Here is a 22,714-nt window from a genome sequence, read left to right on the forward strand (position 1 = left end):
CGTGCGGAGCCCGGACCTCCCCCGAGGTCCGGGCTCCGTACGCGTGTGCCAGGCTGTGCCCGCCAGAGGACGGACAACGGGAGGGGATCGCGGGTGGCCGCGATGCAGCTGACACGCACGCACCGCATACTCATCGGCGTCGTCATCGCCGGCGCGGTGGTCATCGCCGCGATCGGTTTCGCGGGCTCGTACACGGCGGTGCGCGAGCTCGCCGAGCAGAAGGGCTTCGGCGACTTCTCGGCCGTCTTCCCCATCGGCATCGACGCGGGCATCTGTGTCCTGCTCGCCCTCGACCTGCTGCTGACCTGGATCCGCATCCCCTTCCCGCTGCTGCGCCAGACGGCATGGCTGCTGACCGCCGCCACGATCGCCTTCAACGGCGCGGCCGCCTGGCCGGACCCGCTCGGCGTCGGCATGCACGCCGTGATCCCGGTCCTCTTCGTCGTCGCGGTGGAGGCCGCGCGGCACGCGGTCGGCCGGATCGCCGACATCACGGCCGACAGGCACATGGAGGGAGTACGCCTCACCCGCTGGCTGCTCTCGCCCGTCCCCACCTTCCTGCTCTGGCGCCGGATGAAGCTGTGGGAGCTGCGCTCGTACGAGCAGGTGATCAAGCTCGAACAGGACCGGCTGATCTACCAGGCACGCCTTCAGGCCCGCTTCGGCCGGGCCTGGCGCCGCAAGGCACCGGTCGAGTCGCTGATGCCGCTGAGGCTGGCGAAATACGGCGTGCCGCTCGCCGAGACGGCACCGGCGGGCCTGGCGGCGGCGGGCATCGACCCCGTACTGCTGCCGCCCAACCCGGTGCAGCTCCAGAAGGCGACGCCCGAACTGCCCCAGCCGCAGCACCAGCAGACCCCCGACGACTGGTCCGGGGAACCGCCCCAGGCCCAGAACCACCCCCAGCCCCAACCTGAGCCCGAAAAACAGCCGCAGGAACAGCCTCAGCCGCAGCCGCAGCTCCCCGGCAACCACCACAGCCCGTGGTTCGCCGCGCCCCAGCTCCCGCAGGACACCTACGAGCGCGCTTACGCCCCCACCTACGTCGAGGGCCCGGAAGCCGACCAGGACGAGCCCCTGCCGGCCGAACTGCCGGCTGAACTGCCGGCTGAACTGCCGGCTGAACTGCCGGCCGAGCTCGCCGACCCGGACGCCGAGGAGTTCAGCCGCCTCGCGTATCCGGTGTTCAAGCAGTACGTCGACGAGCACAACGACTGGCCGAGCGTGGAGGTCCTCGACATACACCTCGCCGACGCCCACGGCATCCGCCACCCGCTCAGCGCCGTCCTGCTGCGCCGCCTGCACACCACGTTCAAGGAGACCTACCAGGCACAGCTGGCGGCCGAGCACATCGCGTAAGGACGTCGAACGGCCGGAGGGCCCTCAGCAGAGAGCCCTCCGAACGATCTACGCGCCCAGCAGCTTGCGCACCCGGTCCGCGCCCACCGCCAGCAGCAGCGTGGGCAGCCGTGGCCCGGTGTCCCGGCTGACCAGCAGCCGGTACAGCAGCGCGAAGAAGTTCCGCTGGGCCACCTTCAGCTCCGGCGTCGGCTTGGCCTCGGGATCGAGCCCCGCCATCACCTTCGGCACGCCGTAGACCAGCGTGGTGAGCCCGTCCAGCGACCAGTGGCTGTCCAGTCCCTCCAGCAGCAGCCGCAGCGACTCGCGCCCCTCCTCGTCCAGCGAGCCGAGCAGCTCGGTGTCGGGCTGGGAGCGGACGATGGTGCGCTGCTCGGCCGGGACCTGGGTGGAGATCCAGTTCTCGGCGCGGTCCAGCCGTGGCCGCACCTCGTCCAGCGACGTCAGCGGCCGCGCCGGGTCGAGCTCGCTCAGGATGCGCAGTGTCTGCTCGTCGTGCCCGGCGGTGATGTCGACGACCGAGGCGAGCGTGCGGTACGGCAGCGGCCGAGGCGTACGCGGCAGCTCACCGGCCGCCGTGCGCACCGCGCGCGAGTGGGCGGCGGCGTCGGCGGGCAGCGCGGTGCCGTCCGCGACCTTCGCCTCCAGCTTGTCCCACTCGTCGTACAGCCGCTGGATCTCCTGGTCGAAGGCGATCTTGAAGGCCTGGTTGGGCTTGCGGCGCGCGTACAGCCAGCGCAGCAGCGGCGCTTCCATGATCTTCAGCGCGTCGGCCGGGGTCGGCACGCCACCGCGCGACGACGACATCTTGGCCATTCCGCTGATGCCCACGAACGCGTACATCGGTCCGATCGGCTGGACGCCGTCGAACACCTCACGCACGATCTGCCCGCCCACCACGAACGACGAACCGGGCGACGAGTGGTCGACACCGCTGGGCTCGAAGATGACCCCCTCGTACGCCCAGCGCATCGGCCAGTCGACCTTCCAGACCAGCTTGCCGCGGTTGAACTCGCTCAGCTTCACCGTCTCCGCGAAGCCACACGCACAGCCGTAGCTCAGCTCCGTCGACTCGTCGTCGTACGCGGTGACGGTGGTCAGGTCCTTGCCGCACTGAGCGCAGTACGGCTTGTACGGGAAGTAGCCGCCGGCGCCGCCGGAGCCGTCGTCCTCGCTGGCCGCGCCGGAGCCCTCAGCGGCCTCCAGCTCGGCCTCGTCCACCGGCTTCTGCTGCTTCTGCTGCTTCTTCGGCTGACCGGTCGCCTTGTCCTTCGTCCGGTACCGGTCGAGGATCGCGTCGATCGTCCCCCGGTGCCGCATCGCGTGCAGGATCTGCTCGCGGTAGACACCGGAGGTGTACTGCTCGGTCTGGCTGATGCCGTCGAACTCGACGCCCAGCTCGGCCAGCGACTCGACCATCGCGGCCTTGAAGTGCTCCGCCCAGTTCGGGTACGCCGAGCCGGCCGGGGCCGGAACCGAGGTCAGCGGCTTGCCGATGTGCTCCTCCCAGGAGCCGTCCACGCCCGGGATGCCCACCGGCACCTTGCGGTACCGGTCGTAGTCGTCCCAGGAGATCAGGTGGCGTACCTCGTACCCCCGCCGCCGGATCTCGTCGGCGACCAGGTGCGGAGTCATGACCTCACGGAGGTTGCCCAGGTGGATGGGGCCGGACGGCGAGAGGCCGGAGGCGACCACGACCGGTTTCCCAGGCGCACGTCGCTCCGACTCGGCGATGACCTCGTCCGCGAAACGGGAGACCCAGTCGGTCTCGGTGCTGCTCTGAGCCACGATCGGCACGTCCTTGGTTCCTTGGGATTCTCGAAGGTTGGCGTAAGCCATTCTCCCAGACGAAACGGCGCCCCCCGAGGTTGTCCACAACCGCCCGGTTGTCCACAGCCCACGCGGTCCGCGACAAAGAGCTTGCGTGCCCGTGGGACACTTGACAACCGGAATAACCCTTCACCACCTCGACAGGAACGGAAGCTCATGGCCTCGGTCCCTTCTCTCGCTTCGACCGTGCAGCAGCGCCTCGCGGACGCCCTGACGGCAGCCCTGCCGGAGGCCGGCTCCGCCGATCCGCTGCTGCGACGAAGCGACCGGGCCGACTTCCAGGCCAACGGCATCCTGGCCTTGGCCAAGAAGCTCAAGGGAAACCCGCGTGAGCTGGCGACCAAGGTCGTCGGCGCGATCCCGGCCAATGACGTACTGAAGGCCATCGAGGTCTCCGGCCCCGGGTTTCTCAACATCACGATCACCGACAAGGCGATCACCGAGACCCTCGCCGCCCGCGCCGCCGACGAGCGCCTCGGCGTTCCGTACAAGGACCAGCCCGGCACGACGGTCATCGACTACGCCCAGCCGAACGTGGCGAAGGAGATGCACGTCGGGCACCTCCGCTCCGCCGTCATCGGTGACGCCATGGTCAAGATCCTTGAGTTCGCGGGCGAGAAGGTGATCCGCCGCCACCACATCGGCGACTGGGGCACCCAGTTCGGCATGCTCATCCAGTACCTGATCGAGCACCCGCACGAGCTGGACCACAAGGACGCGGACGTCTCCGGCGAGGAGGCGATGTCCAACCTCAACCGCCTCTACAAGGCGGCCCGCGCCCTGTTCGACTCCGACGAGGAGTTCAAGGCGCGCTCCCGCGACCGTGTGGTGGCCCTCCAGTCCGGTGACGAGGAGACGCTCGCCCTGTGGCAGCGATTCGTCGACGAGTCGAAGATCTACTTCTACTCGGTCTTCAACAAGTTGGACATGGAGATCGACGACCCGGACGTGGTCGGCGAGTCCGGCTACAACGACATGCTCGACGAGACGTGCCGGATCCTGGAGGAGTCGGGCGTCGCGGTCCGCTCCGAGGGCGCCCTGTGCGTGTTCTTCGACGACGTGAAGGGCCCGGACGGCAACCCGGTCCCCCTGATCGTCAAGAAGTCCAACGGCGGCTACGGCTACGCGGCCACCGACCTGTCCGCGATCCGCGACCGCGTCCAGAACCTGGGCGCCGACACCCTGGTGTACGTGGTGGACGCCCGCCAGTCGCTGCACTTCAAGATGGTCTTCGAGACCGCCCGCCGCGCGGGCTGGCTGAACGACCGCGTCCACGCCGTCCAGCTCGCCTTCGGCACGGTCCTGGGCAAGGACGGCAAGCCGTTCAAGACCCGCGAGGGCGAGACGGTCCGGCTGGTCGACCTCCTGGACGAGGCGATCGACCGGGCGACCGCGGTTGTCCGCGACAAGGCCGAGAAGGTGGGCCTGACCGAGCAGGAGATCGTCGAGAACGGCCGGTACGTCGGTATCGGCGCCGTGAAGTACGCCGACCTCTCTACCTCGGCGTCGCGAGACTACAAGTTCGACCTGGACCAGATGGTGTCGCTGAACGGCGACACGTCCGTCTACCTTCAGTACGCGTACGCCCGTATCAAGTCGATCATCCGCAAGGCCGGTGACACGCAGCCCGCCGCCCACCCGGAGTTGTCCCTGGCCCCGGCCGAGCGCGCGCTGGGCCTGCACCTGGACCAGTTCGGCGAGGTCCTGACCGACGTGGCCGCGTCGTACGAGCCGCACAAGCTGGCCGCGTACCTGTACCAGTTGGCGTCGCACCTGACGACGTTCTACGACCAGTGCCAGGTGATCAGCGACCAGAACGCGCCGGAGGTGGTCGAGAACCGCCTGTTCCTCGTCGACCTAACCGCCCGCACCCTCCACCAGGGCATGGCACTGCTCGGCATCCGTACGCCCGAGCGCCTCTGACTGGACCGTGAGCAGGCGGGGAGACCCGCCTGCTCACGAGCACGCACGCTAGCGCAGCCGCTGGGCGGCCTCGGTCGCCCAGTAGGTGAGGATCATCTGCGCGCCCGCCCGCCTGATGCCCGTCAGCGTCTCCAGGATCGCCGTGTCCCGGTCGATCCAGCCCTTCTCCGCCGCGGCTTCGACCATCGCGTACTCACCACTGATCTGGTACGCGGCCACGGGCACGTCCACCGCGTCCGCAACGCGCGCCAGCACATCCAGGTAGGGCCCGGCGGGCTTGACCATCACCATGTCGGCGCCCTCCTCCAGGTCCAGCGCCAACTCCCGCATCGACTCCCGGACGTTGGCGGAGTCCTGCTGATACGTCTTGCGGTCACCCGTCAGAGACGACCCGACGGCCTCGCGGAACGGCCCGTAGAACGCCGAGGCGTACTTCGCCGTGTAGGCGAGCACCGCCACGTCCTCCTTGCCGATGGTGTCCAGCGCGTCCCGGACCACCCCGACCTGCCCGTCCATCATCCCGCTGGGCCCCAGCACATGGGCGCCCGCGTCGGCCTGGACCTGCGCCATCTCGGCGTACCGCTCCAGGGTGGCGTCGTTGTCGACCCGCCCTTCCTGGTCCAGCACACCGCAGTGCCCATGATCGGTGTACTCGTCCAGACACAGATCGGACATCACCACCAAGTCGTCCCCGACCTCGGCGCGCACGTCCCGAATGGCGACCTGCAAGATCCCATCCGGGTCGGTCCCCGCCGTACCCAGGGCGTCCTTCTTCGACTCCTCCGGCACGCCGAAGAGCATGATCCCGGAGACACCGGCCGCGACCGCCTCCACGGCGGCCTTCCGCAGCGTGTCACGCGTGTGCTGCACCACGCCGGGCATGGCCGAGATCGGAACGGGCTCGCTGACGCCCTCCCGTACGAACGCGGGCAGGATCAGGTCGGCCGGGTTCAGCCGCGTCTCCGCGACCATCCGCCGCATCGCGGGAGTCGTACGCAGCCGCCGCGGCCGCGTACCGGGGAAGGATCCGTACACAGTCATGCCAGCCACGCTACGCCGCCTCCGGGACCGCGAATGCCGACACCGCGTCGGCGCGGGACGAACGGCGCGGAGGGGCCGTGCAGGGTCGTCCCCGCAGGGGATCGGCGGCGAGCGCGCCCACCGGACCGCTCGGGCGCCCCGCCGACCCCGCCTATCCAACCGTCAGGTGGTCCGCCGGCGTCTCGCGCCCGGGCGCCGCTCGCTCGGCCGGGTGACCGGGTCACCCGCCTCCAGCGCGGCCGCCCGGCGCCGGAGCCCGAACTCGGCCAGCGCCTCGGCCAGCTTGTGCACGGACGGCTCGGGCGACAGGACGTCCACCCGCAGCCCGTGCTCCTCCGCGGTCTTCGCGGTGGCCGGCCCGATACAGGCGATGACCGTCACGTTGTGCGGCTTCCCGGCGATACCGACCAGGTTCCGCACCGTGCTCGACGACGTGAACAGAACAGCGTCGAACCCGCCGCCCTTGATCGCCTCGCGCGTCTCGGCAGGCGGCGGCGACGCGCGCACGGTCCGGTAGGCGGTGACGTCGTCGACCTCCCACCCGAGCTCGATGAGACCGGCCACCAGCGTTTCCGTCGCGATGTCGGCGCGCGGCAGGAACACCCGGTCGATCGGGTCGAAGACCGGGTCGTACGGCGGCCAGTCCTCCAGCAGCCCCGCCGCCGACTGCTCCCCGCTCGGCACGAGGTCCGGCTTCACACCGAACTCGACCAACGAAGCGGCAGTCTGCTCGCCCACCGCCGCGACCTTGATCCCGGCGAAGGCGCGCGCGTCGAGCCCGTACTCCTCGAACTTCTCCCGCACCGCCTTCACCGCGTTGACGGACGTGAAGGCGATCCACTCGTACCGCCCGGTCACCAGCCCCTTCACCGCGCGCTCCATCTGCTGCGGCGTACGCGGCGGCTCGACGGCGATGGTCGGGACCTCGCTCGGCACGGCGCCGTAGGACCGGAGCTGGTCGGAGAGCGACGCCGCCTGCTCCTTCGTCCGCGGTACGAGGACCTTCCAGCCGAACAGCGGCTTCGACTCGAACCACGCGAGCTGGTCGCGCTGAGCGGCCGCGCTGCGTTCGCCGACCACGGCTATGACGGGCTGGTGGCCCTCCGGCGACGGCAGCACCTTCGCCTGCTTGAGCACCTGCGCGATGGTGCCGAGCGTCGCGGTCCACGTCCGCTGCCGGGTGGTCGTCCCGGCCACGGTGACGGTCAGCGGGGTGTCTGGCTTACGGCCGGCCGACACCAGCTCACCGGCAGCGGCGGCCACGGAGTCGAGGGACGTCGACACGACAACCGTCCCGTCCGAGGCCCCCACCTCCGTCCAGCACCGCTCGCTCGCCGTACGGGCGTCGACGAACCGCACGTCCGCGCCCTGCGCGTCCCGCAGCGGCACACCGGCGTACGCGGGCACGCCCACGGCCGCGGCGACGCCGGGCACGACCTCGAAGGGGATGCCCTCGGCGGCGCAGGCGAGCATCTCGGCGCCCGCGTTGCCGTCGAGTCCCGGGTCGCCGCTGACCGCACGGACGACCCGCTTGCCGCCCCGTGCGGCCTCCATGACAAGATTGGTCGCATCCCTCAACACGGGGACCCCGGCGGGCATTGACGCATCGTCAACAACCGTCAGCTCAGGCGTGCTCACGCCCGCCCGCGCATGGCCGCGTACGACAGCGAGCACATCCGGCTCGGCGATCAGTACGTCAGCGCCTGCCAGCGCCTCGACGGCGCGCAGAGTCAGCAGCCCCGGATCACCGGGTCCGGCGCCCAGGAAGGTGACGTGCCCGCACGCGGAGAACGCCGAGGAAGCCTTGGATGCAGTGGTGGGGCTCAAAGTGCTCGCTCCCCCATAAGACCGGCCGCACCCTTGGCGAGCATCTCGGACGCGAGTTCGCGACCGAGCGCGACGGCGTCGCCGTGCGACGTGGGTACGGGACCGGTGGTGGACAACTGCACCAGCGTGGAGCCGTCGGCCGTGCCGACCACACCCCGCAGGCGCATCTCATGAACAGCCTGCCCATCGGCCAGCAGGTCGGCCAACGCACCCACGGGTGCGGAGCAGCCGGCCTCCAGGGCGGCGAGCAGGGATCGCTCGGCGGTCACGGCGGCCCGGGTGTACGGGTCGTCGAGCTCGGCGAGCGCGGCGGCGAGGCCGGCGTTGGCCGCCGTGCACTCGATCGCCAGGGCCCCCTGGCCGGGGGCGGGCAGAACGGTGTCGACCGACAGGAAGTCGGTGACCTCCGCACTACGCCCGATCCGGTTGAGCCCGGCCGCGGCGAGTACCACCGCGTCCAGCTCCCCGTTCCGTACGTAGCCGATGCGCGTGTCGACATTCCCCCGAATGGCGACGCACTCGATCTCCATGCCGTGGGCACGCGCGTACGCGTTGAGCTGCGCCATGCGCCGCGGCGAACCGGTGCCCACGCGGGCCCCGGCCGGAAGCTGTTCGAACCGCAGCCCGTCCCGGGCGACCAGCACGTCGCGCGGGTCCTCGCGGCGCGGGATCGCGGCGAGCACCAGCTCCTCGGGCTGCGCGGTGGGCAGGTCCTTCAGCGAGTGCACGGCGAAGTCGACCTCGCCCGCCACCAGCGCGTCGCGCAGGGCGGTGACGAAGACGCCCGTGCCGCCGATCTGCGCGAGGTGCTCGCGGGAGGTGTCCCCGTACGTGGTGATCTCCACGAGCTCCACGGGGCGCCCGGTCAGCTGCCGGACGGCGTCCGCGACATGCCCGGACTGGGCCATGGCGAGCTTGCTGCGCCTGGTCCCCAGCCGCAGCGCCCCCTGCTCCGGCACGCCCTGTCCCGGCGCGCCCTGTCCTCCCGGCGTGCCCTGTCCCGGCGCGCCCGGGCTCGAAGCACTCGGAGCACCGGCACGCGGAGCCCCCTGGCTCGATGCCCTCTGGGCCCTCTCGGTCATACTCGCCCTCGGTTCTTGAGATCGGCGTCGTTCACGTCGGCCCGGCTGACGGAGGCGACCGTCTCCGGGTCGAGGTCGAAGAGTGTGCGCAGCGCGTCCGCGTACCCGGCGCCGCCGGGCTCGCTGGCCAGCTGCTTGACCCGTACGGTCGGCGCGTGGAGCAGCTTGTCGACCACGCGGCGCACGGCCTGCGTGATCTCGGCGCGCTGTTTGTCGTCGAGACCGGGAAGCCGCCCCTCCAGCCGCGCCATCTCGACGTCCACCACGTCGGCCGCCATGGTGCGCAGCGCGACGACGGTGGGGGTGATGTGCGCGGCGCGCTGGGCGGCGCCGAAGGCGGCGACCTCCGCGGCGACTATGCCGCGCACCTGGTCCACGTCGGCGGCCATGGGGGCGTCGGCGGAGGCCTCGGCGAGCGACTCGATGTCCACGAGCCTGACGCCCGCCAGCCGGTGCGCCGCGGCGTCGATGTCGCGGGGCATGGCGAGGTCGAGCAGCGCGAGCGGCGCGGTACGGACCGCGGTCGCGGCCTCCACGGCGGCGCCCGTCAGCACCAGCCCGGTGGCCCCGGTGCAGGAGACGACCACATCGGCACGGGTCAGTTCGTCGCCCACGCGGCCCATGGCGACCGCACGCGCGGCCACGCCCGTGCCCCCGGGCTCGGTGAGGATCCGCACGAGCCGCTCGGCGCGCTCCATCGTCCGGTTGGCGATGACGACCTCGGCGACACCGGCACGGGCGAGCGTGGCGGCGGCGAGCGAGGACATCGAACCTGCGCCGATGACCAGCGCGCGCTTGCCCTCGGCCCAGGTGTCGACGTCCGTACCGAGCGCGAGCTGCTCCAGCCCGAAGGTGACGAGCGACTGACCGGCCCGGTCGATGCCGGTCTCGCTGTGCGCCCGCTTGCCGACCCGCAGCGCCTGCTGGAACAGGTCGTTCAGCAGCCGCCCCGCGGTGTGCAGCTCCTGGCCACGCGCGAGGGCGTCCTTGATCTGGCCGAGGATCTGCCCCTCGCCCACGACCATCGAGTCGAGCCCGCACGCCACCGAGAACAGGTGGTGGACGGCCCGGTCCTCGTAGTGCACGTACAGATACGGGGTGAGCTCCTCCAGCCCGACGCCGCTGTGCTGGGCGAGCAGCGTGGACAGCTCGGCGACGCCCGCGTGGAACTTGTCCACGTCGGCGTACAGCTCGATGCGGTTGCAGGTGGCGAGGACCGCGGCCTCGACGGCCGGTTCGGCGGCGAGGGTGTCCTGGAGCAGCTTGGTCTGCGTGTCGGTGTCGAGCGAGGCCCGCTCCAGCACGCTGACGGGGGCGCTGCGGTGGCTGAGGCCGACGACGAGGAGGCTCATGCCGGCATCACGGCGGGCATGTCCCCGTCAGGTCCCTTCCGTCCCTCGGCCGGGGCGGTGGCGCCGCGTACGACCGGCGGTACGACGGCCTCGGCGGCCCCCGCCTCCTCGCCCGCCTTGCGCTGCTCGTGGAAGGCGAGGATCTGCAGCTCGATGGAGAGGTCGACCTTGCGCACGTCCACACCGTCGGGCACGGAGAGCACGGTCGGCGCGAAGTTCAGGATGGAGGTCACCCCGGCCGTGACCAGCCGGTCGCAGACCTGCTGGGCGGCTCCGGCGGGGGTGGCGATGACGCCGATCGAGACCCCGTTCTCGTCGATGATCTTCTCAAGGTCGTCGATGTGCTGGACGGGCATGCCCGCGACCGGCTTGCCGACCATGGCGGGATCGGCGTCGATCAGCGCGGCGACGCGGAAGCCACGGGAGGCGAAGCCGCCGTAGTTGGCGAGGGCGGCGCCGAGGTTACCGATACCGACCATGACGATCGGCCAGTCCTGGGTCAGCCCGAGCTCGCGTGAGATCTGGTAGACGAGGTACTCGACGTCGTACCCGACGCCCCGCGTCCCGTACGAGCCGAGGTAGGAGAAGTCCTTGCGCAGCTTCGCGGAGTTGACCCCCGCCGCCGCCGCGAGCTCCTCGGAGGAGACCGTGGGTACGGAGCGCTCCGACAGTGCGGTCAGCGCCCGCAGATACAGCGGAAGCCTGGCGACGGTGGCCTCGGGGATTCCTCGGCTACGGGTCGCCGGTCGGTGTGTTCGGCCAGTTGCCACGGTGCTCCTGCGGGATGAGCGGGGCTGCAGGCGGCCATATGTCCCAGGACCGCCCCGTCGACAGCAGGCTATGTCTTTGTGAACGCGTGCACAAAGATGGTGTCCGATTTGTCCGCGCAAAGTGACCGGGGTCACGCGCACCGATCGCGCCATCCCGGAACTCGGAACCGTCTCACCCCGTTGGGGGCCCGAAGGGGGCAAAGCCGTACACACTCCTCATGACCACGCCCCCGAAGCGCAACAAATCGCACACGATGGTAACCGTCTTTCCCGGTCAGGCTCTCCGCTCGCTCCCGCTCGGGCCTTGCCGTCAGCCCGCCAGCGCCCGCCTCAGCCGCCCGGCGTCCACCTTCCAGAAGGTGTGCTGCTCGCCGTCCACCAGGACAACCGGAATCTGCTCCCAGTACGCCCGGTGGAGCTCCTCGTCCTGGAGGATGTCCTTCTCCTCCCAGACCGCGCCCGTCTCGGCGCACACCTGCTGGATCACCGCACGCGCGTCGTCGCACAGATGGCACCCGGGCTTGCCGATGAGGGTCACCGTCCGAGGACCGGTCTTCTTCTTCGTACGTCCGAACATGAGCCCATTGTCCGCCCGCCCGCGTCACGCCCCGGCCCTGCAGAGTTCACACCATGGCATCCCCACCAGTCGGGAAGTACCGAACACAGTGGCTATGCTCACGACATGGCCGCACTGGGATGGCTCACTCCTCACCGGCGCTCCGCCACCGCGCGCAGCGTGCTGGCAGGCGAAGCGTCGGCCGAGGCCGCCCGCAAGACGTCGCAGCTCCTCGAAGAGACGGCGCCCCCGGCGCCCGAGCCGCAGTTCCCCGTCCCCGGCGACGACCGCGCCGCCGCCTTCTTCGACCTCGACAACACGGTGATGCAGGGCGCCGCGATCTTCCACTTCGGCCGCGGCCTGTACAAGCGGAAGTTCTTCCAGCGCCGGGAGCTGGCCCGGTTCGCCTGGCAGCAGGCGTGGTTCCGGCTGGCCGGCGTCGAGGACCCCGAGCACATGCAGGACGCCCGCGAGAGCGCGCTGTCCATCGTCAAGGGCCACCGCGTCTCCGAGCTGATGACGATCGGCGAGGAGATCTACGACGAGTACATGGCCGACCGGATCTGGCCCGGCACGCGCGCGCTCGCCCAGGCCCACCTGGACGCGGGCCAGAAGGTCTGGCTGGTCACGGCCGCCCCCGTCGAAACGGCGACGATCATCGCCCGCCGCCTGGGCCTGACCGGCGCGCTGGGCACGGTCGCCGAGTCGGTGGACGGCGTCTACACCGGCAGGCTGGTCGGCGAGCCGCTGCACGGCCCGGCGAAGGCGGAGGCGGTCCGCGCCCTGGCCGCCGCGGAGGGCCTGGACCTGTCGCGCTGCGCGGCCTACAGCGACAGCCACAACGACATCCCCATGCTGTCCCTGGTGGGCCACCCGTACGCCATCAACCCGGACGCCAAGCTGCGCAGGTACGCCCGCGAGCGCGAGTGGCGGCTGCGCGACTACCGCACGGGCCGCAAGGCCGCCAAGGTCGGCATCCCGGCCGCGGCGGGCGTCGGCGCCCTCGCGGGCGGCACGGCGGCCGCGGTCGCCCTCCACCGCCGCCGCCGCTAGGGGGAGTGCCCGCACAGTAGCGTCGTCCGCCCGCAGGGCGGGCCTGGCGGCGTCCGGTGCGTGCGATCGCAAGGCGGACGACAACGCCGCTGGGCGTACCCCCGGACGGAGCTCTGGGGGCGTGCGTGCCGGGCGTCGCCAGACAGACGGGACTCCGCGGACACGACCTTGGGCCGCGCCCCCTTCCCTCACCGCCCTCACCGCCGGTCCGGCCAGGCCGGGCGGCCGGCACCCATGCCCGGCACCCCTGTCCGGCCCGCGCCCAATCCGGGGTCTTACCCCCGCTGACCCCCGGCCAGTCACCGCCGCCGCACTCGGCCACAAGACATACCGCACCTAACCAGATCTCGAAGTAATCCGATCAATAACTGGTCACGAAGTGGGACTTGATCAGCCGCGTAGACGCAACAGAAGCGACTGAATCGATGATTTAAGCAACTCGGTGTAGCGCTCCCTGCACTAAGCGTTATTCTCCTCAGACGCATACGAGACCACCACGCGTCGCTACGACGAGTGAAAGGTTCCGTACTGCACGTGATGGAAGCTCTGCCTCTGGGAGTCCCGTGTACCCACACGTCGGGGTTGACGCCTCGGGCCTGGCTACGCTCCGCGCAACGGTCATCGACCACCTGCGCGGTTTCGTCCCCACCGCGTACGCCGTCCCGACCTTCGCCTCACCGGCACTCGCCGGTCCTTGCTATGCCCTCGCCGACGGCGGTGCCGCCGTCGGGAGACGCGGCGGCCGGGGCGGCTCGGGCACCTCGACCACCGCCCGGCGCCCCACCGCCGACAGCGACAGCGCCCGCATGATGGAGCTGGTCGAGCGCGCCCAGGCCGGTGAGGCCGAGGCCTTCGGCCGGCTGTACGACCAGTACAGCGACACCGTCTACCGCTACATCTACTACCGCGTCGGCGGGAAGGCGACGGCCGAGGACCTCACCAGCGAGACGTTCCTGCGCGCCCTGCGCCGTATCTCCACCTTCACCTGGCAGGGACGCGATTTCGGTGCCTGGCTGGTCACGATCGCGCGCAATCTGGTCGCCGACCACTTCAAGTCGAGCCGATTCAGGCTGGAAGTGACCACCGGTGAAATGCTCGACGCCAACGAGGTCGAGCGCAGCCCGGAGGACTCGGTCCTGGAGTCCCTCTCCAACGCCGCGCTCCTGGAGGCGGTCCGCAAGCTCAACCCGCAGCAGCAGGAGTGCGTGACCCTGCGCTTCCTGCAGGGCCTGTCCGTGGCGGAGACCGCCCGCGTGATGGGCAAGAACGAAGGGGCGATCAAGACACTCCAGTACCGGGCGGTCCGCACCCTGGCACGCCTGCTCCCCGAAGACGCCCGCTGACCCCCGTACACCTCAACGCCGCACGCTCAACTCACCGACAGTGACGCCACCATGACGCCCTGGTCCGATCATCTTTCGTGCGTAACCCAAGTGCCGCGGCGCTCGTTGTGCGGGATGCAGGCTCCCTGTGGTCACACCGCGACCGCAGCCATTCACTCGTTCGTGTGGATGCGCTCAAGGTGTGCAACCTCCGGACCCCCCGGGGAGTCGACCGTCATGACGAGAGGAGGTGCCGCCAGTGATCGCGAACGTATCGGCGCACCGGCGGGCGAACGCCTTCGCCCAGGCCCTGGAAGAGCAGGCGTCCGAGCAGCCCGAAGCGCCGGTCGAACGGACCGAGCAGGGTCGGCTGTTGGCCCTGGCGAGCGGTCTCGGCGAGTTGCCGAAGCCGGAGTTGGACCCCGAGGTGAAGGTGGTGCAGCGAGCCCAGCTCGTCGCCGCCATGGAAGCGATGCTTCAGGAGGGCACGGCGGCCGGGGGCCCTACGGTCCCGGAGCAACGGGCATCGGCCGGGCGGGGTGCCCACCGGGCCACCGCGCTGCGGAAACTCCGTCCGCGTTCACGCTGGTCGAAGGGGCTCGCCGCCGGCGGCCTCACGGTCGGGGTGGCGGCGGGCGCGTTCAGCGGGGTGGCCGCTGCCAGTTCCGACGCCCTTCCCGGTGACTCGCTGTACGGACTGAAACGCGGCATGGAGGACCTCAAGCTCGGTCTGGCGGACGATGACGCCCACCGCGGCGAGATCTACCTGGACCAGGCCTCCACCCGGCTCAGCGAGGTCCGCCGCCTCATGGAGCGGGACAGGTCAGGGGCGCTGGACCACGAGTCCCTGGGCGAGATCCGGCGCGCGCTCAACGGCATGCAGCACGACGCCTCCGAGGGCCACCGGCTGCTGCGCCTGGCGTACGAGCGGGACGGCATCCTCGCCCCGATGGCCACGCTGAACTCCTTCGCGCGCAACCACCGTGAAGCGTGGAACGGACTGCGCGACCGCCTTCCCGCCCAGCTCACCGACGTACGGGACCAGGTGAGCGACGTCTTCGCCGCCATAGACGAAGAGGTCGGACCGCTCCAGTCCAAGCTGCCGCAGCCCCCGGCGAGGACCGGCCAGGGCTCCGGCCGCCCGGATGCCACCGAGGACTCCTCCGGCCACGGTCCGTCCGACGGCTCGCCGTCCACGCCGGAATCCCGCCCTTCGGGCAGCACCACCAAGCCCGGCCCGTCCGGCTCCGGCCCGACGCAGGACGACGGCCTGATCGGCGGCAACACGGGCGGCCTGCTCGAACCGGACCCGTCGACGCCGCCACCGGCCTCGGGCGGCCAGCAGCCCCCGGCGCCGGCCCCGGACGTCACCATCCCGCCGCTGATCCCGGACATCCTCCCGGGCCTGGGCATGGACCAGGGAGACGCGCGGTAGACGAGACGGTCCGCTGGTGGGGGTGCCCTCCTCAAGGAGGGCACCCCCACCACGTGTTTCAGAAGAACACCGACCGCCGCTGCACCAGCAGCTTGTACAGCGTGTGCTGGATCTGCTCCCGAACCTGATCCGTCAGGTTGAACATCAGCATCGGATCCTCCGCCGCCTCCGGCGGGAACCCGTCCGTGGGGATCGGCTCCCCGAACTGGATCGTCCACTTCGTCGGCAGCGGCACCATCCCCAGCGGCCCGAGCCACGGGAAGGTCGGCGTGATGGGGAAGTACGGAATCCCCAGCACCCGCGCGAGGGTCTTCGCGTTGCCGAGCATCGGGTAGATCTCCTCCGCCCCCACGATGGAGCACGGCACGATCGGCGCCCCCGCCCGCAGCGCCGTCGAGACGAAACCGCCCCGGCCGAACCTCTGGAGCTTGTAGCGGTCGCTGAAGGGCTTCCCGATGCCCTTGAAGCCCTCCGGCATCACCCCGACGACCTCACCGCGCTGCAACAGCCGCTCCGCGTCCTCCGCGCACGCCAGCGTGTGCCCCGCCTTGCGGGCCAGCTCGTTGACGACCGGCAGCATGAACACCAGGTCCGCGGCCAGCAGCCGCAGATGCCGTCCGACCGGGTGGTTGTCGTGCACGGCGACCTGCATCATCAGCCCGTCCAGCGGCAGCGTGCCCGAATGGTTCGCCACCACCAGCGCCCCGCCCTCGGCCGGGATGTTCTCGATGCCCTTCACCTCGACGCGGAAGTACTTCTCGTACAGCGGCCGCAGCAGCGACATCAGGACCTGGTCGGTCAGATCCTCGTCGTACCCGAACTCGTCGACCTCGTACTCGCCGGTGATACGCCGTCGCAGGAACGCCAGACCACCCGCGATCCGCCGCTCCCAGTCGCGCTCCACGCCGCCTCCGGCAGACCCCTGGCCCCCGCCCGCGCCCCGCTTCACGTCCTGCTGCTCCGCGCCCGGGACCGCGTCATCGGCAGGGCGGCCCGGCAGCGGGCTCACCGCCGCGTCACGCGCACCGGCGCCACCCGGGGCCGTACCGGGCTCGCCGGCCGCCGTGGGGGCGCCCTTCTCGCCGCTGCGGCGGCCACCGCCCGTACCGGGCCGCCGTCGCCCCCAGCGTGGCGCACCCGCGCGCGACCGGTCGTCGTCGAACGGAATGACCTTGGCGTCCGCCATCGTTGAATCGCGCTCCCTCATCCGGCGCTGTGAGTCGTCTTCGCGTCGCCGCCACCGCCGGGAAGCGGCAGCGCCCACGCGGCGATCCGGTCGACCGCCCCGGCCAGGGCCCCCGGCGGCAGCAGGCCCGGCCCGCGGCTGCGGGCGAAGTCCTCGAAGGCCTCCGCGGTCGTGTACTTCGGCTCGTACCCGAGCGTCTCGCGCATCTGCGCCGTACTGACCACCCGACCGTGCGTCAGCAGCCGGATCTGCTCGGGCGAGAAGTCCGTCACACCGACCGTACGCAGCGCCTGACCCACCCAGGTCACGGCCGGCAGCAGCACCGGCACCGTCGGCCGCCCCAGCCGCCGTGAGCACTGCGAGAGAGTCAGCACGCCGTCGCCCGCCACATTGAACGTGCCGCTGTTGAGCGTGGACCGCCGGGGCTCGTGCGCGGCGATCCGCAACACCTCGATGACGTCGTCCTCGTGGACGAACTGCAGCCGCGGGTCGTATCCGAAGACGGTGGGCAGGACGGGCAGCGAGAGGTACTCGGCGAGCGGCGAGTCCGCGCTCGGGCCCAGGATGTTGGCGAAGCGCAGCACGCACACCGCCACATCGGGCCGCCGGCGCGCGAAGCCCCGCACGTACCCCTCCACCTCGCAGGCGTCCTTGGCGAAGCCGCCGCTCGGCAGCGACTTCGGCGGGGTCGTCTCCATGAAGACGGCCGGGTCGCGGGGCGCGGAGCCGTACACGCTCGTGCTGGACTTCACCACCAGCCGGCTGACCGTCGGTGACTTCTGACACGCCCCGAGCAGCTGCATGGTGCCGATGACGTTGGTCTCCTTGACCGCGGTCCGGCCGCCGGCGCCCAGCGGCGTCCCCGTGACGTCCATATGGACGACGGTGTCGACCCCGTACTCGGCCAGGACCCGCCCTATGGCGGGCTGGCGGATGTCGGCACGGACGAAGTCCGCGTCGCCCAACTGGTGCGCGGGTGGGACGGCGTCCACGCCGATCACCCGGTCCACCTCGGGGTCCCGCTGGATGCGGCGTACGAACCGGCCGCCGAGCTGCCGGGCCACGCCGGTGACGAGCACGACCTTGCCCAAGATCAGCGCCTTCCGTTCGGTCCTCGCCTATGCGCCACCGTAGCGGGTCGGTGTGGCGCTGTAATGACCGCCGCACCCCCGGGGGCGGCGCGGGAAACACCGCGGCCCTCCCACCGGAACCGGTGGAAGGGCCGCGAATGGCGCACGTACAGCCGTCGCTTACTTCTTGTTGCGACGCTGAACGCGGGTGCGCTTAAGCAGCTTGCGGTGCTTCTTCTTGGCCATCCGCTTGCGCCGCTTCTTGATAACAGAGCCCACGACTACCCTCGCTCACTTCTCGGAACACCCCCGCATCAGCGGGGATCTCGGTGCGGGGCGTCTGGGCCCACACGACCTACGTCGGCCTAGCCTACCGGCCAGAGCGCCGAGCTTGTAATCCGAGGGGTACGTGGGACTCTCCCGACGACCGCTAAGCGGTCTCCACCCCCACAAAGGACTCACGGAGGTACTCGTGAACCGCTTGCTCCGGAACCCGGAATGACCTGCCCACCCGGATCGCCGGCAGATGACCGCTGTGCACCAAGCGGTACACGGTCATCTTCGACACTCGCATCACCGAGGCGACTTCCGCCACGGTCAGGAACTTGACCTCGTTGAGAGGCCTCTCGCCAGCAGCAGCCATGACCCACCTGTACCTTCCGCCCACAACGCCCACCGGCTTCCCCTCCGGTGACTCTTCGTCGCGGTGCGCTCACTCACCAGACTAGGGGCGGGTGATACGAGTGGGGAAGAGGAGCAGCCATCCGCCGCCTACCGTGACAGACACGCTCGATTGAGTACATAGCGAGTAAGCGGCCGGTAGTAATCGGACCGCACCGCGTCATCAAGCGGAACGGCGACGGACACGCGCCCCTCGGCCTCCCCGACGAACAGCGCGGGGTCGTCCGTGTCGGCCAGGCCGATGGCCTCAAAGCCCAGCTGACCTGCTCCGCAGACCCATCCGTGGTCGCCGACGACCAGCTCCGGCAGGGGCTCGCCGACGTCCGCGAGACCCTCCAGAGCGACCCTGACGGGCAAGGGGGAATGGGTGTGTGCGCCGGTCTCACAACCGGCGCCTTCGGCCCCGGGTTCCCGCACCACCGCGACTCCTCGTACGTAGTCGAGGTTGTACGTACGTACGCCGAACCGGGTCGTTATGTCGACAGATCTGCCCTGCGACGGTGTGAGAACGAGACATCCGGCCGCCGACAAAGCGTCTGCGAGGCCGGCGTAGAACCCCAGCAGACGGTGCGGATGCCCGGTCCCGAACAGCACCGGCGCCCGCCGCCGGGCCGCCTCCCCGAGCCGAGCGGCGAACGCGTCGAGCGCGCTCAGCGTCCGCTCCGGGTCGATGACGTCGGGCCCGGACCGGTACGCGGGGTCGCCGGAGACCCCGCACTTGTCGGCCATCAGCCGCAGCAGCGCCCGCTCGTCCCAGCTCCACTCGGGGTCGAGCCCGAGCGTCACCCGTGGATCGCGAGCCGCGAACAGCCGGTAGCTCCGCAGGCTCTCCTCCCGCGAGGTTGCCACGGGGCCGGCCAGCCTGGCCGCCAGCAGATGCGCGCGCAGCGCCCCGGTACTCAGCACCCTGCCGATGCTGCCGCACCTGCCCGGGCCGGGCGCCAAAACCGGGAGGACGCCGCACAGTTGGCGTAACCGCCGCTCGAACGCGCGAGGAACACGACCCGCGGCGCGGCCCGGCCGGGCTCGCTTCCCGCGGCCGCCCCCTACGGCAGCAGCCCCCGCAGCGGGAACGCCGCCCGCCGCGTCGCCAGCACCGCCTGGTCCAGCCGGTCGGCCGGGTCGTACCCCTCGTCCCAGGCCCGCCACGACACCGGCCACCGCCCATCCGTCATCCGACCGGGCGCCAACTGCCGCGTCCGCGCGTACACCTCGTCCCGCCACGACGACGGGATGACCGACTCGGGCTCCACCGGAGCGTCCGCCGCGATCCCCACCAGGTGGGTCCACGACCGCGGTACGACGTCCACCACCGCATAGCCGCCACCGCCCAGGGCGACCCACCGCCCGTCCGCGTACGCGTGCGCCAGTTCGTGGCACGCGGCCTGCACCGCCCGCTGCGCGTCCAGCGACACCGCCAGGTGCGCGAGCGGGTCCTCGAAGTGGGTGTCCGCCCCGTGCTGCGTCACCAGGACCTGCGGCCGGAAGTCCGCCAACAGCTCCGGCACCACCGCGTGGAACGCCCGCAGCCACCCCGCGTCGCCCGTCCCCGCCGGCAGCGCCACATTGACCGCGCCGCCCTCCGCCGCCCCGGCGGCGCCCGTCTCCTCCGGCCAACCCGTGCCCGGGAACAGCGTCCCGGGGTGCTCGTGCAACGAGACGGTCAGCACCCGCGGGTCCTCCCAGAACGCCGCCTGCACCCCGTCCCCGTGGTGCACGTCCACGTCCACGTACGCCACCCGCTCCGCGCCCAGCTCCAGCAGCCGCGCGATCGCCAGGGCCGCGTCGTTGTAGACGCAGAACCCGGCCGCCGACCCCGGCATCGCGTGGTGCAGCCCGCCCGCGAAGTTCACCGCGTGAGCGGCGTCCCCACGCCACACCGCGTCCGCCGCGCCCACCGACTGCCCCGCGATGAGTGCCGACGCCTCGTGCATCCCGGGGAACGCCGGGTCGTCCATGGTCCCCAGCCCGTACGCCTGGTCCGCCGCCCTCGGGTTCGCCGACGCGGCCCGCACCGCGGCCACGTAGTCCTCCCGGTGCACCAGCCGCAGCGTGGAATCACCGGCCGGCTTGGCCGCCACCACGTTCACCCGGCGATCCAGCTCGTACGCCCGGACCAACCCCATGGTCAGCGCGAGCCGTACCGGATCCATCGGATGGCCCGGCCCGAAGTCGTACCCGGTCAGTCCGTCATCCCACATCAACAGTGCGCGGCCGCTCATGCCCGCCACCGTATAGGGCCCTCTCGCCGCCGACCGCCGTGGCGTACCGCAACATCACCAGCACCAGCACCAGCGGCAGCAGCATCGCCCCGCGATAGCTCCACGCGTCCCCGAGCGCCCCCACCAACGGCGATCCCACCAGGAACCCGACGTAGTTGAAGACGTTCAGCCGCGCCACCTCCGCATCACTGCGCGCCGCCGCGAACGCCTGCGGCACCACCACGCTCAGCCCGAGACCCAGCACCGTGAACCCGGCCACCCCGGCCCACGCCCCCGGCGCCCCGGCCACCACCGCGAACCCGGCCGCCGCCAGCACCGCCCCGCCCCGCACCACGGCCACCGCCCCGAACCGCCGCACCGCCAGGTCACCCACGGCCCGCCCCAACAGGGTCGTGACCATATAGGCGTTGTACGGAACGGTCGCCAGCTCCTCCGAACCGCCCAGCACGTCCGCCAAATACTTCGCGCTCCAGTTCGCCACGGTGGAATCGCCGATGTACGCGAACATCAGCACCAGGCACAGCGGCACCAGCACTCCGCCCGAACGCCCGACCGGCCCACCACGCCCCGGCTCCCCCTCCACGTACCACCGGCTCCCCACCAGGGCCACCGGCAGCAGCACGGCGACGACCGGCAGGTACGACACGACGAGCGCCAGCTCCCCGTGCGCGCCGACCCACGCCAGCGAGGCCCCCACGATCCCGCCCAGGCTGTACGCCGCGTGGAACCCGAGCATGATGCTGCGCCCGTACGCCCTCTGGAGGCTGACCCCGAGCATGTTCATGGACGCGTCGAGCGCCCCGACCGCCAGCCCGAACACGCCCAGCGCGACCCCGACATGCCACAGCCGTTCGCCGGCCCCGAGCGCCAGCAACGCCAGCAGCACGACCGGCTGCGCCCACCGGAGCACCACGCTCGGCGCCACCCGGCGGACCAGCTTCCCGGTGAGCACGCTGCCGACACCCGCGAGGACCGGCACTGCCGCGAGAAACACCGGCAGCAACGCGTCGGATATCCCGTACCGGTCCTGAATGGCGGGGATACGCGTCACCAACAGGGCAAAGGTCACTCCCTGCACGAAGAAGGAGACCGCCAGAGAGCCCCGCCCACGCCGCGACCGCGCATCCGTCATGGCGGCACAGCGTAGGCGGCCTGCCTACCGCTGGGTAGCTCATCACGCGAGAAGCCCGACCAACTCCCCCATGTCATCGAAGCAGCCCTTCACCCCCACGAGCCTCTCCGCCGGCGTCATCGCCGTGAACCCGTACACATCCATCCCGGCAGCCAGCGCCGCACGCACCCCGAGCGGGCTGTCCTCCACGACGACACACCGCTCGGGCGCCACACCCATCCGCTCGGCGGCGTACAGGAACAGGTCGGGCGCCGGCTTTCCGCGCCCCACGTCCTGCGAGCTGAACACGGTGTCCTCGGGGAACCACCGGTCAAGCCCGGTCTTACGGTGCCCCACCCGGATCCGCTCATGGCTCCCCGACGAAGCGACGCAGTACGGCACCCCTTCCGCGACCAGCTTCCCCAGCACCTCACTCACCCCGGCGACCGCCTCCAGCTCCCGCTCGAACGCGGCGAACACGCGGGCGTGAAACGTCTCGTCGAAGTCCGTCGGCAACCGCTGCCCGGTCCGCTCCAGGACGAGGTCGTGTACGCGATGCATGGCGGCCCCCATGTAGTCCCGCAAGGACTCCTCGTACGAGGTGGGGTGGCCAAGCTCGGTCAGGTACCCGGCGAGGAGGGTGTTGGAAATGGGCTCGCTGTCGACGAGCACGCCGTCGTTGTCAAAAATGACGAGTTCATAGCGCATGACACCACCGTAAACGCAGGAAAGCCCCGCACCAGAAGGTGCGGGGCTTTCCCACAATAATTGTTCGGCGGTGTCCTACTCTCCCACAGGGTCCCCCCTGCAGTACCATCGGCGCTGAAAGGCTTAGCTTCCGGGTTCGGAATGTAACCGGGCGTTTCCCTAACGCTATGACCACCGAAACACTAT

The 22,714-nt window shown here is 71.0% G+C and carries 20 protein-coding genes and 1 rRNA gene; 5 read left to right on the forward strand and 16 right to left on the reverse strand.

The features are described from left to right. The first annotated feature begins 93 nt into the window (after positions 1-93). Complete coding sequence (locus QWM81_RS16425) at positions 94-1,359, forward strand: DUF2637 domain-containing protein (protein ID WP_435372379.1); 1,266 nt, start codon at positions 94-96, stop codon at positions 1,357-1,359. A 48-nt stretch (positions 1,360-1,407) separates the two neighbouring features. Here the strand turns inward: QWM81_RS16425 and lysS are convergent, their stop codons facing one another. Further along, positions 1,408-3,156, reverse strand: coding sequence for a lysine--tRNA ligase (lysS, locus tag QWM81_RS16430; RefSeq protein ID WP_290112744.1), 1,749 nt, complete (start codon positions 3,154-3,156; stop codon positions 1,408-1,410). Positions 3,157-3,345: 189 nt separating this feature from the next. On the opposite strand from lysS, the gene argS reads away from it, so the two are divergent. After that, complete coding sequence (gene argS / locus QWM81_RS16435; RefSeq protein ID WP_290112745.1) at positions 3,346-5,112, forward strand: arginine--tRNA ligase; 1,767 nt, start codon at positions 3,346-3,348, stop codon at positions 5,110-5,112. Between the two features lie 48 nt (positions 5,113-5,160). On the opposite strand, the gene hemB is transcribed toward argS, so the two are convergent. The 6 genes from hemB to QWM81_RS16465 all read right to left on the reverse strand — a co-directional run bounded on the left by hemB (position 5,161) and on the right by QWM81_RS16465 (position 11,761). Next, the gene (hemB, locus tag QWM81_RS16440) at positions 5,161-6,153 is read right to left on the reverse strand and encodes a porphobilinogen synthase (RefSeq protein ID WP_290112747.1); all 993 of its coding nucleotides are present in this window, start codon (positions 6,151-6,153) and stop codon (positions 5,161-5,163) included. Positions 6,154-6,315: 162 nt separating this feature from the next. Further along, positions 6,316-7,980 carry a bifunctional uroporphyrinogen-III C-methyltransferase/uroporphyrinogen-III synthase gene (locus tag QWM81_RS16445; protein ID WP_290112748.1) on the reverse strand — a complete coding sequence of 555 codons (1,665 nt, stop codon included), beginning with the start codon at positions 7,978-7,980 and terminating at the stop codon, positions 6,316-6,318. Beyond that, a complete protein-coding gene (gene hemC / locus QWM81_RS16450; RefSeq protein ID WP_290112749.1) occupies positions 7,977-8,939 on the reverse strand; it encodes a hydroxymethylbilane synthase in 963 nt (320 codons plus the stop codon). The genes QWM81_RS16445 and hemC overlap by 4 nt, the downstream gene beginning before the upstream one ends. A 119-nt stretch (positions 8,940-9,058) precedes the next feature. After that, on the reverse strand, positions 9,059-10,414 hold the full coding sequence (locus tag QWM81_RS16455) for a glutamyl-tRNA reductase (protein ID WP_290112750.1): 1,356 nt from the start codon (positions 10,412-10,414) through the stop codon (positions 9,059-9,061). Further along, positions 10,411-11,184 (reverse strand): redox-sensing transcriptional repressor Rex, encoded by a 774-nt coding sequence (locus QWM81_RS16460; RefSeq protein WP_290112751.1) that lies wholly within the window; start codon positions 11,182-11,184, stop codon positions 10,411-10,413. The genes QWM81_RS16455 and QWM81_RS16460 overlap by 4 nt, the downstream gene beginning before the upstream one ends. 310 nt (positions 11,185-11,494) lie before the next feature. Next, positions 11,495-11,761, reverse strand: a complete 267-nt coding sequence (locus QWM81_RS16465) for a glutaredoxin family protein (RefSeq protein ID WP_290112752.1) — start codon at positions 11,759-11,761, stop codon at positions 11,495-11,497. 105 nt (positions 11,762-11,866) lie between these two features. On the opposite strand from QWM81_RS16465, the gene QWM81_RS16470 reads away from it, so the two are divergent. The 3 genes from QWM81_RS16470 to QWM81_RS16480 all read left to right on the forward strand — a co-directional run bounded on the left by QWM81_RS16470 (position 11,867) and on the right by QWM81_RS16480 (position 15,550). Further along, positions 11,867-12,793: an HAD family hydrolase gene (locus QWM81_RS16470; protein WP_290112753.1), complete on the forward strand. Its 927-nt coding sequence runs from the start codon at positions 11,867-11,869 to the stop codon at positions 12,791-12,793. A 563-nt stretch (positions 12,794-13,356) separates the two neighbouring features. Beyond that, a complete protein-coding gene (locus QWM81_RS16475) occupies positions 13,357-14,136 on the forward strand; it encodes an ECF subfamily RNA polymerase sigma factor, BldN family (RefSeq protein WP_290112754.1) in 780 nt (259 codons plus the stop codon). Positions 14,137-14,374: 238 nt separating this feature from the next. Then, positions 14,375-15,550 carry a DUF5667 domain-containing protein gene (locus tag QWM81_RS16480; RefSeq protein ID WP_290112755.1) on the forward strand — a complete coding sequence of 392 codons (1,176 nt, stop codon included), beginning with the start codon at positions 14,375-14,377 and terminating at the stop codon, positions 15,548-15,550. A gap of 58 nt (positions 15,551-15,608) precedes the next feature. On the opposite strand, the gene QWM81_RS16485 is transcribed toward QWM81_RS16480, so the two are convergent. From QWM81_RS16485 to rrf, 9 genes are all read right to left on the reverse strand, one after another. After that, positions 15,609-16,736, reverse strand: a complete 1,128-nt coding sequence (locus QWM81_RS16485) for a lysophospholipid acyltransferase family protein (protein ID WP_290112756.1) — start codon at positions 16,734-16,736, stop codon at positions 15,609-15,611. 17 nt (positions 16,737-16,753) lie between these two features. Next, positions 16,754-17,827, reverse strand: a complete 1,074-nt coding sequence (locus QWM81_RS16490) for an NAD-dependent epimerase/dehydratase family protein (RefSeq protein WP_290112757.1) — start codon at positions 17,825-17,827, stop codon at positions 16,754-16,756. 159 nt (positions 17,828-17,986) lie between these two features. Continuing rightward, on the reverse strand, positions 17,987-18,085 hold the full coding sequence (locus tag QWM81_RS16495) for a 30S ribosomal protein bS22 (RefSeq protein ID WP_003948845.1): 99 nt from the start codon (positions 18,083-18,085) through the stop codon (positions 17,987-17,989). A 151-nt stretch (positions 18,086-18,236) separates the two neighbouring features. Then, positions 18,237-18,449 carry a helix-turn-helix domain-containing protein gene (locus QWM81_RS16500; RefSeq protein WP_064070100.1) on the reverse strand — a complete coding sequence of 71 codons (213 nt, stop codon included), beginning with the start codon at positions 18,447-18,449 and terminating at the stop codon, positions 18,237-18,239. A 128-nt stretch (positions 18,450-18,577) separates the two neighbouring features. Next, complete coding sequence (locus QWM81_RS16505) at positions 18,578-19,393, reverse strand: phosphatase (protein ID WP_290112758.1); 816 nt, start codon at positions 19,391-19,393, stop codon at positions 18,578-18,580. Positions 19,394-19,533: 140 nt separating this feature from the next. Beyond that, positions 19,534-20,709 carry an acetoin utilization protein AcuC gene (locus QWM81_RS16510; protein ID WP_290112759.1) on the reverse strand — a complete coding sequence of 392 codons (1,176 nt, stop codon included), beginning with the start codon at positions 20,707-20,709 and terminating at the stop codon, positions 19,534-19,536. Next, positions 20,678-21,841, reverse strand: a complete 1,164-nt coding sequence (locus QWM81_RS16515; protein WP_290112760.1) for an MFS transporter — start codon at positions 21,839-21,841, stop codon at positions 20,678-20,680. Before QWM81_RS16515 ends, QWM81_RS16510 begins: the two co-directional genes overlap by 32 nt. A gap of 42 nt (positions 21,842-21,883) precedes the next feature. Then, positions 21,884-22,528, reverse strand: coding sequence for an HAD family hydrolase (locus tag QWM81_RS16520; protein ID WP_290112761.1), 645 nt, complete (start codon positions 22,526-22,528; stop codon positions 21,884-21,886). A gap of 62 nt (positions 22,529-22,590) precedes the next feature. Next, positions 22,591-22,707, reverse strand: a 5S ribosomal RNA gene (gene rrf / locus QWM81_RS16525). Positions 22,708-22,714: the final 7 nt, after the last annotated feature.

This window comes from Streptomyces ficellus (assembly GCF_030406405.1).
Classification (GTDB): domain Bacteria; phylum Actinomycetota; class Actinomycetes; order Streptomycetales; family Streptomycetaceae; genus Streptomyces; species Streptomyces ficellus_B.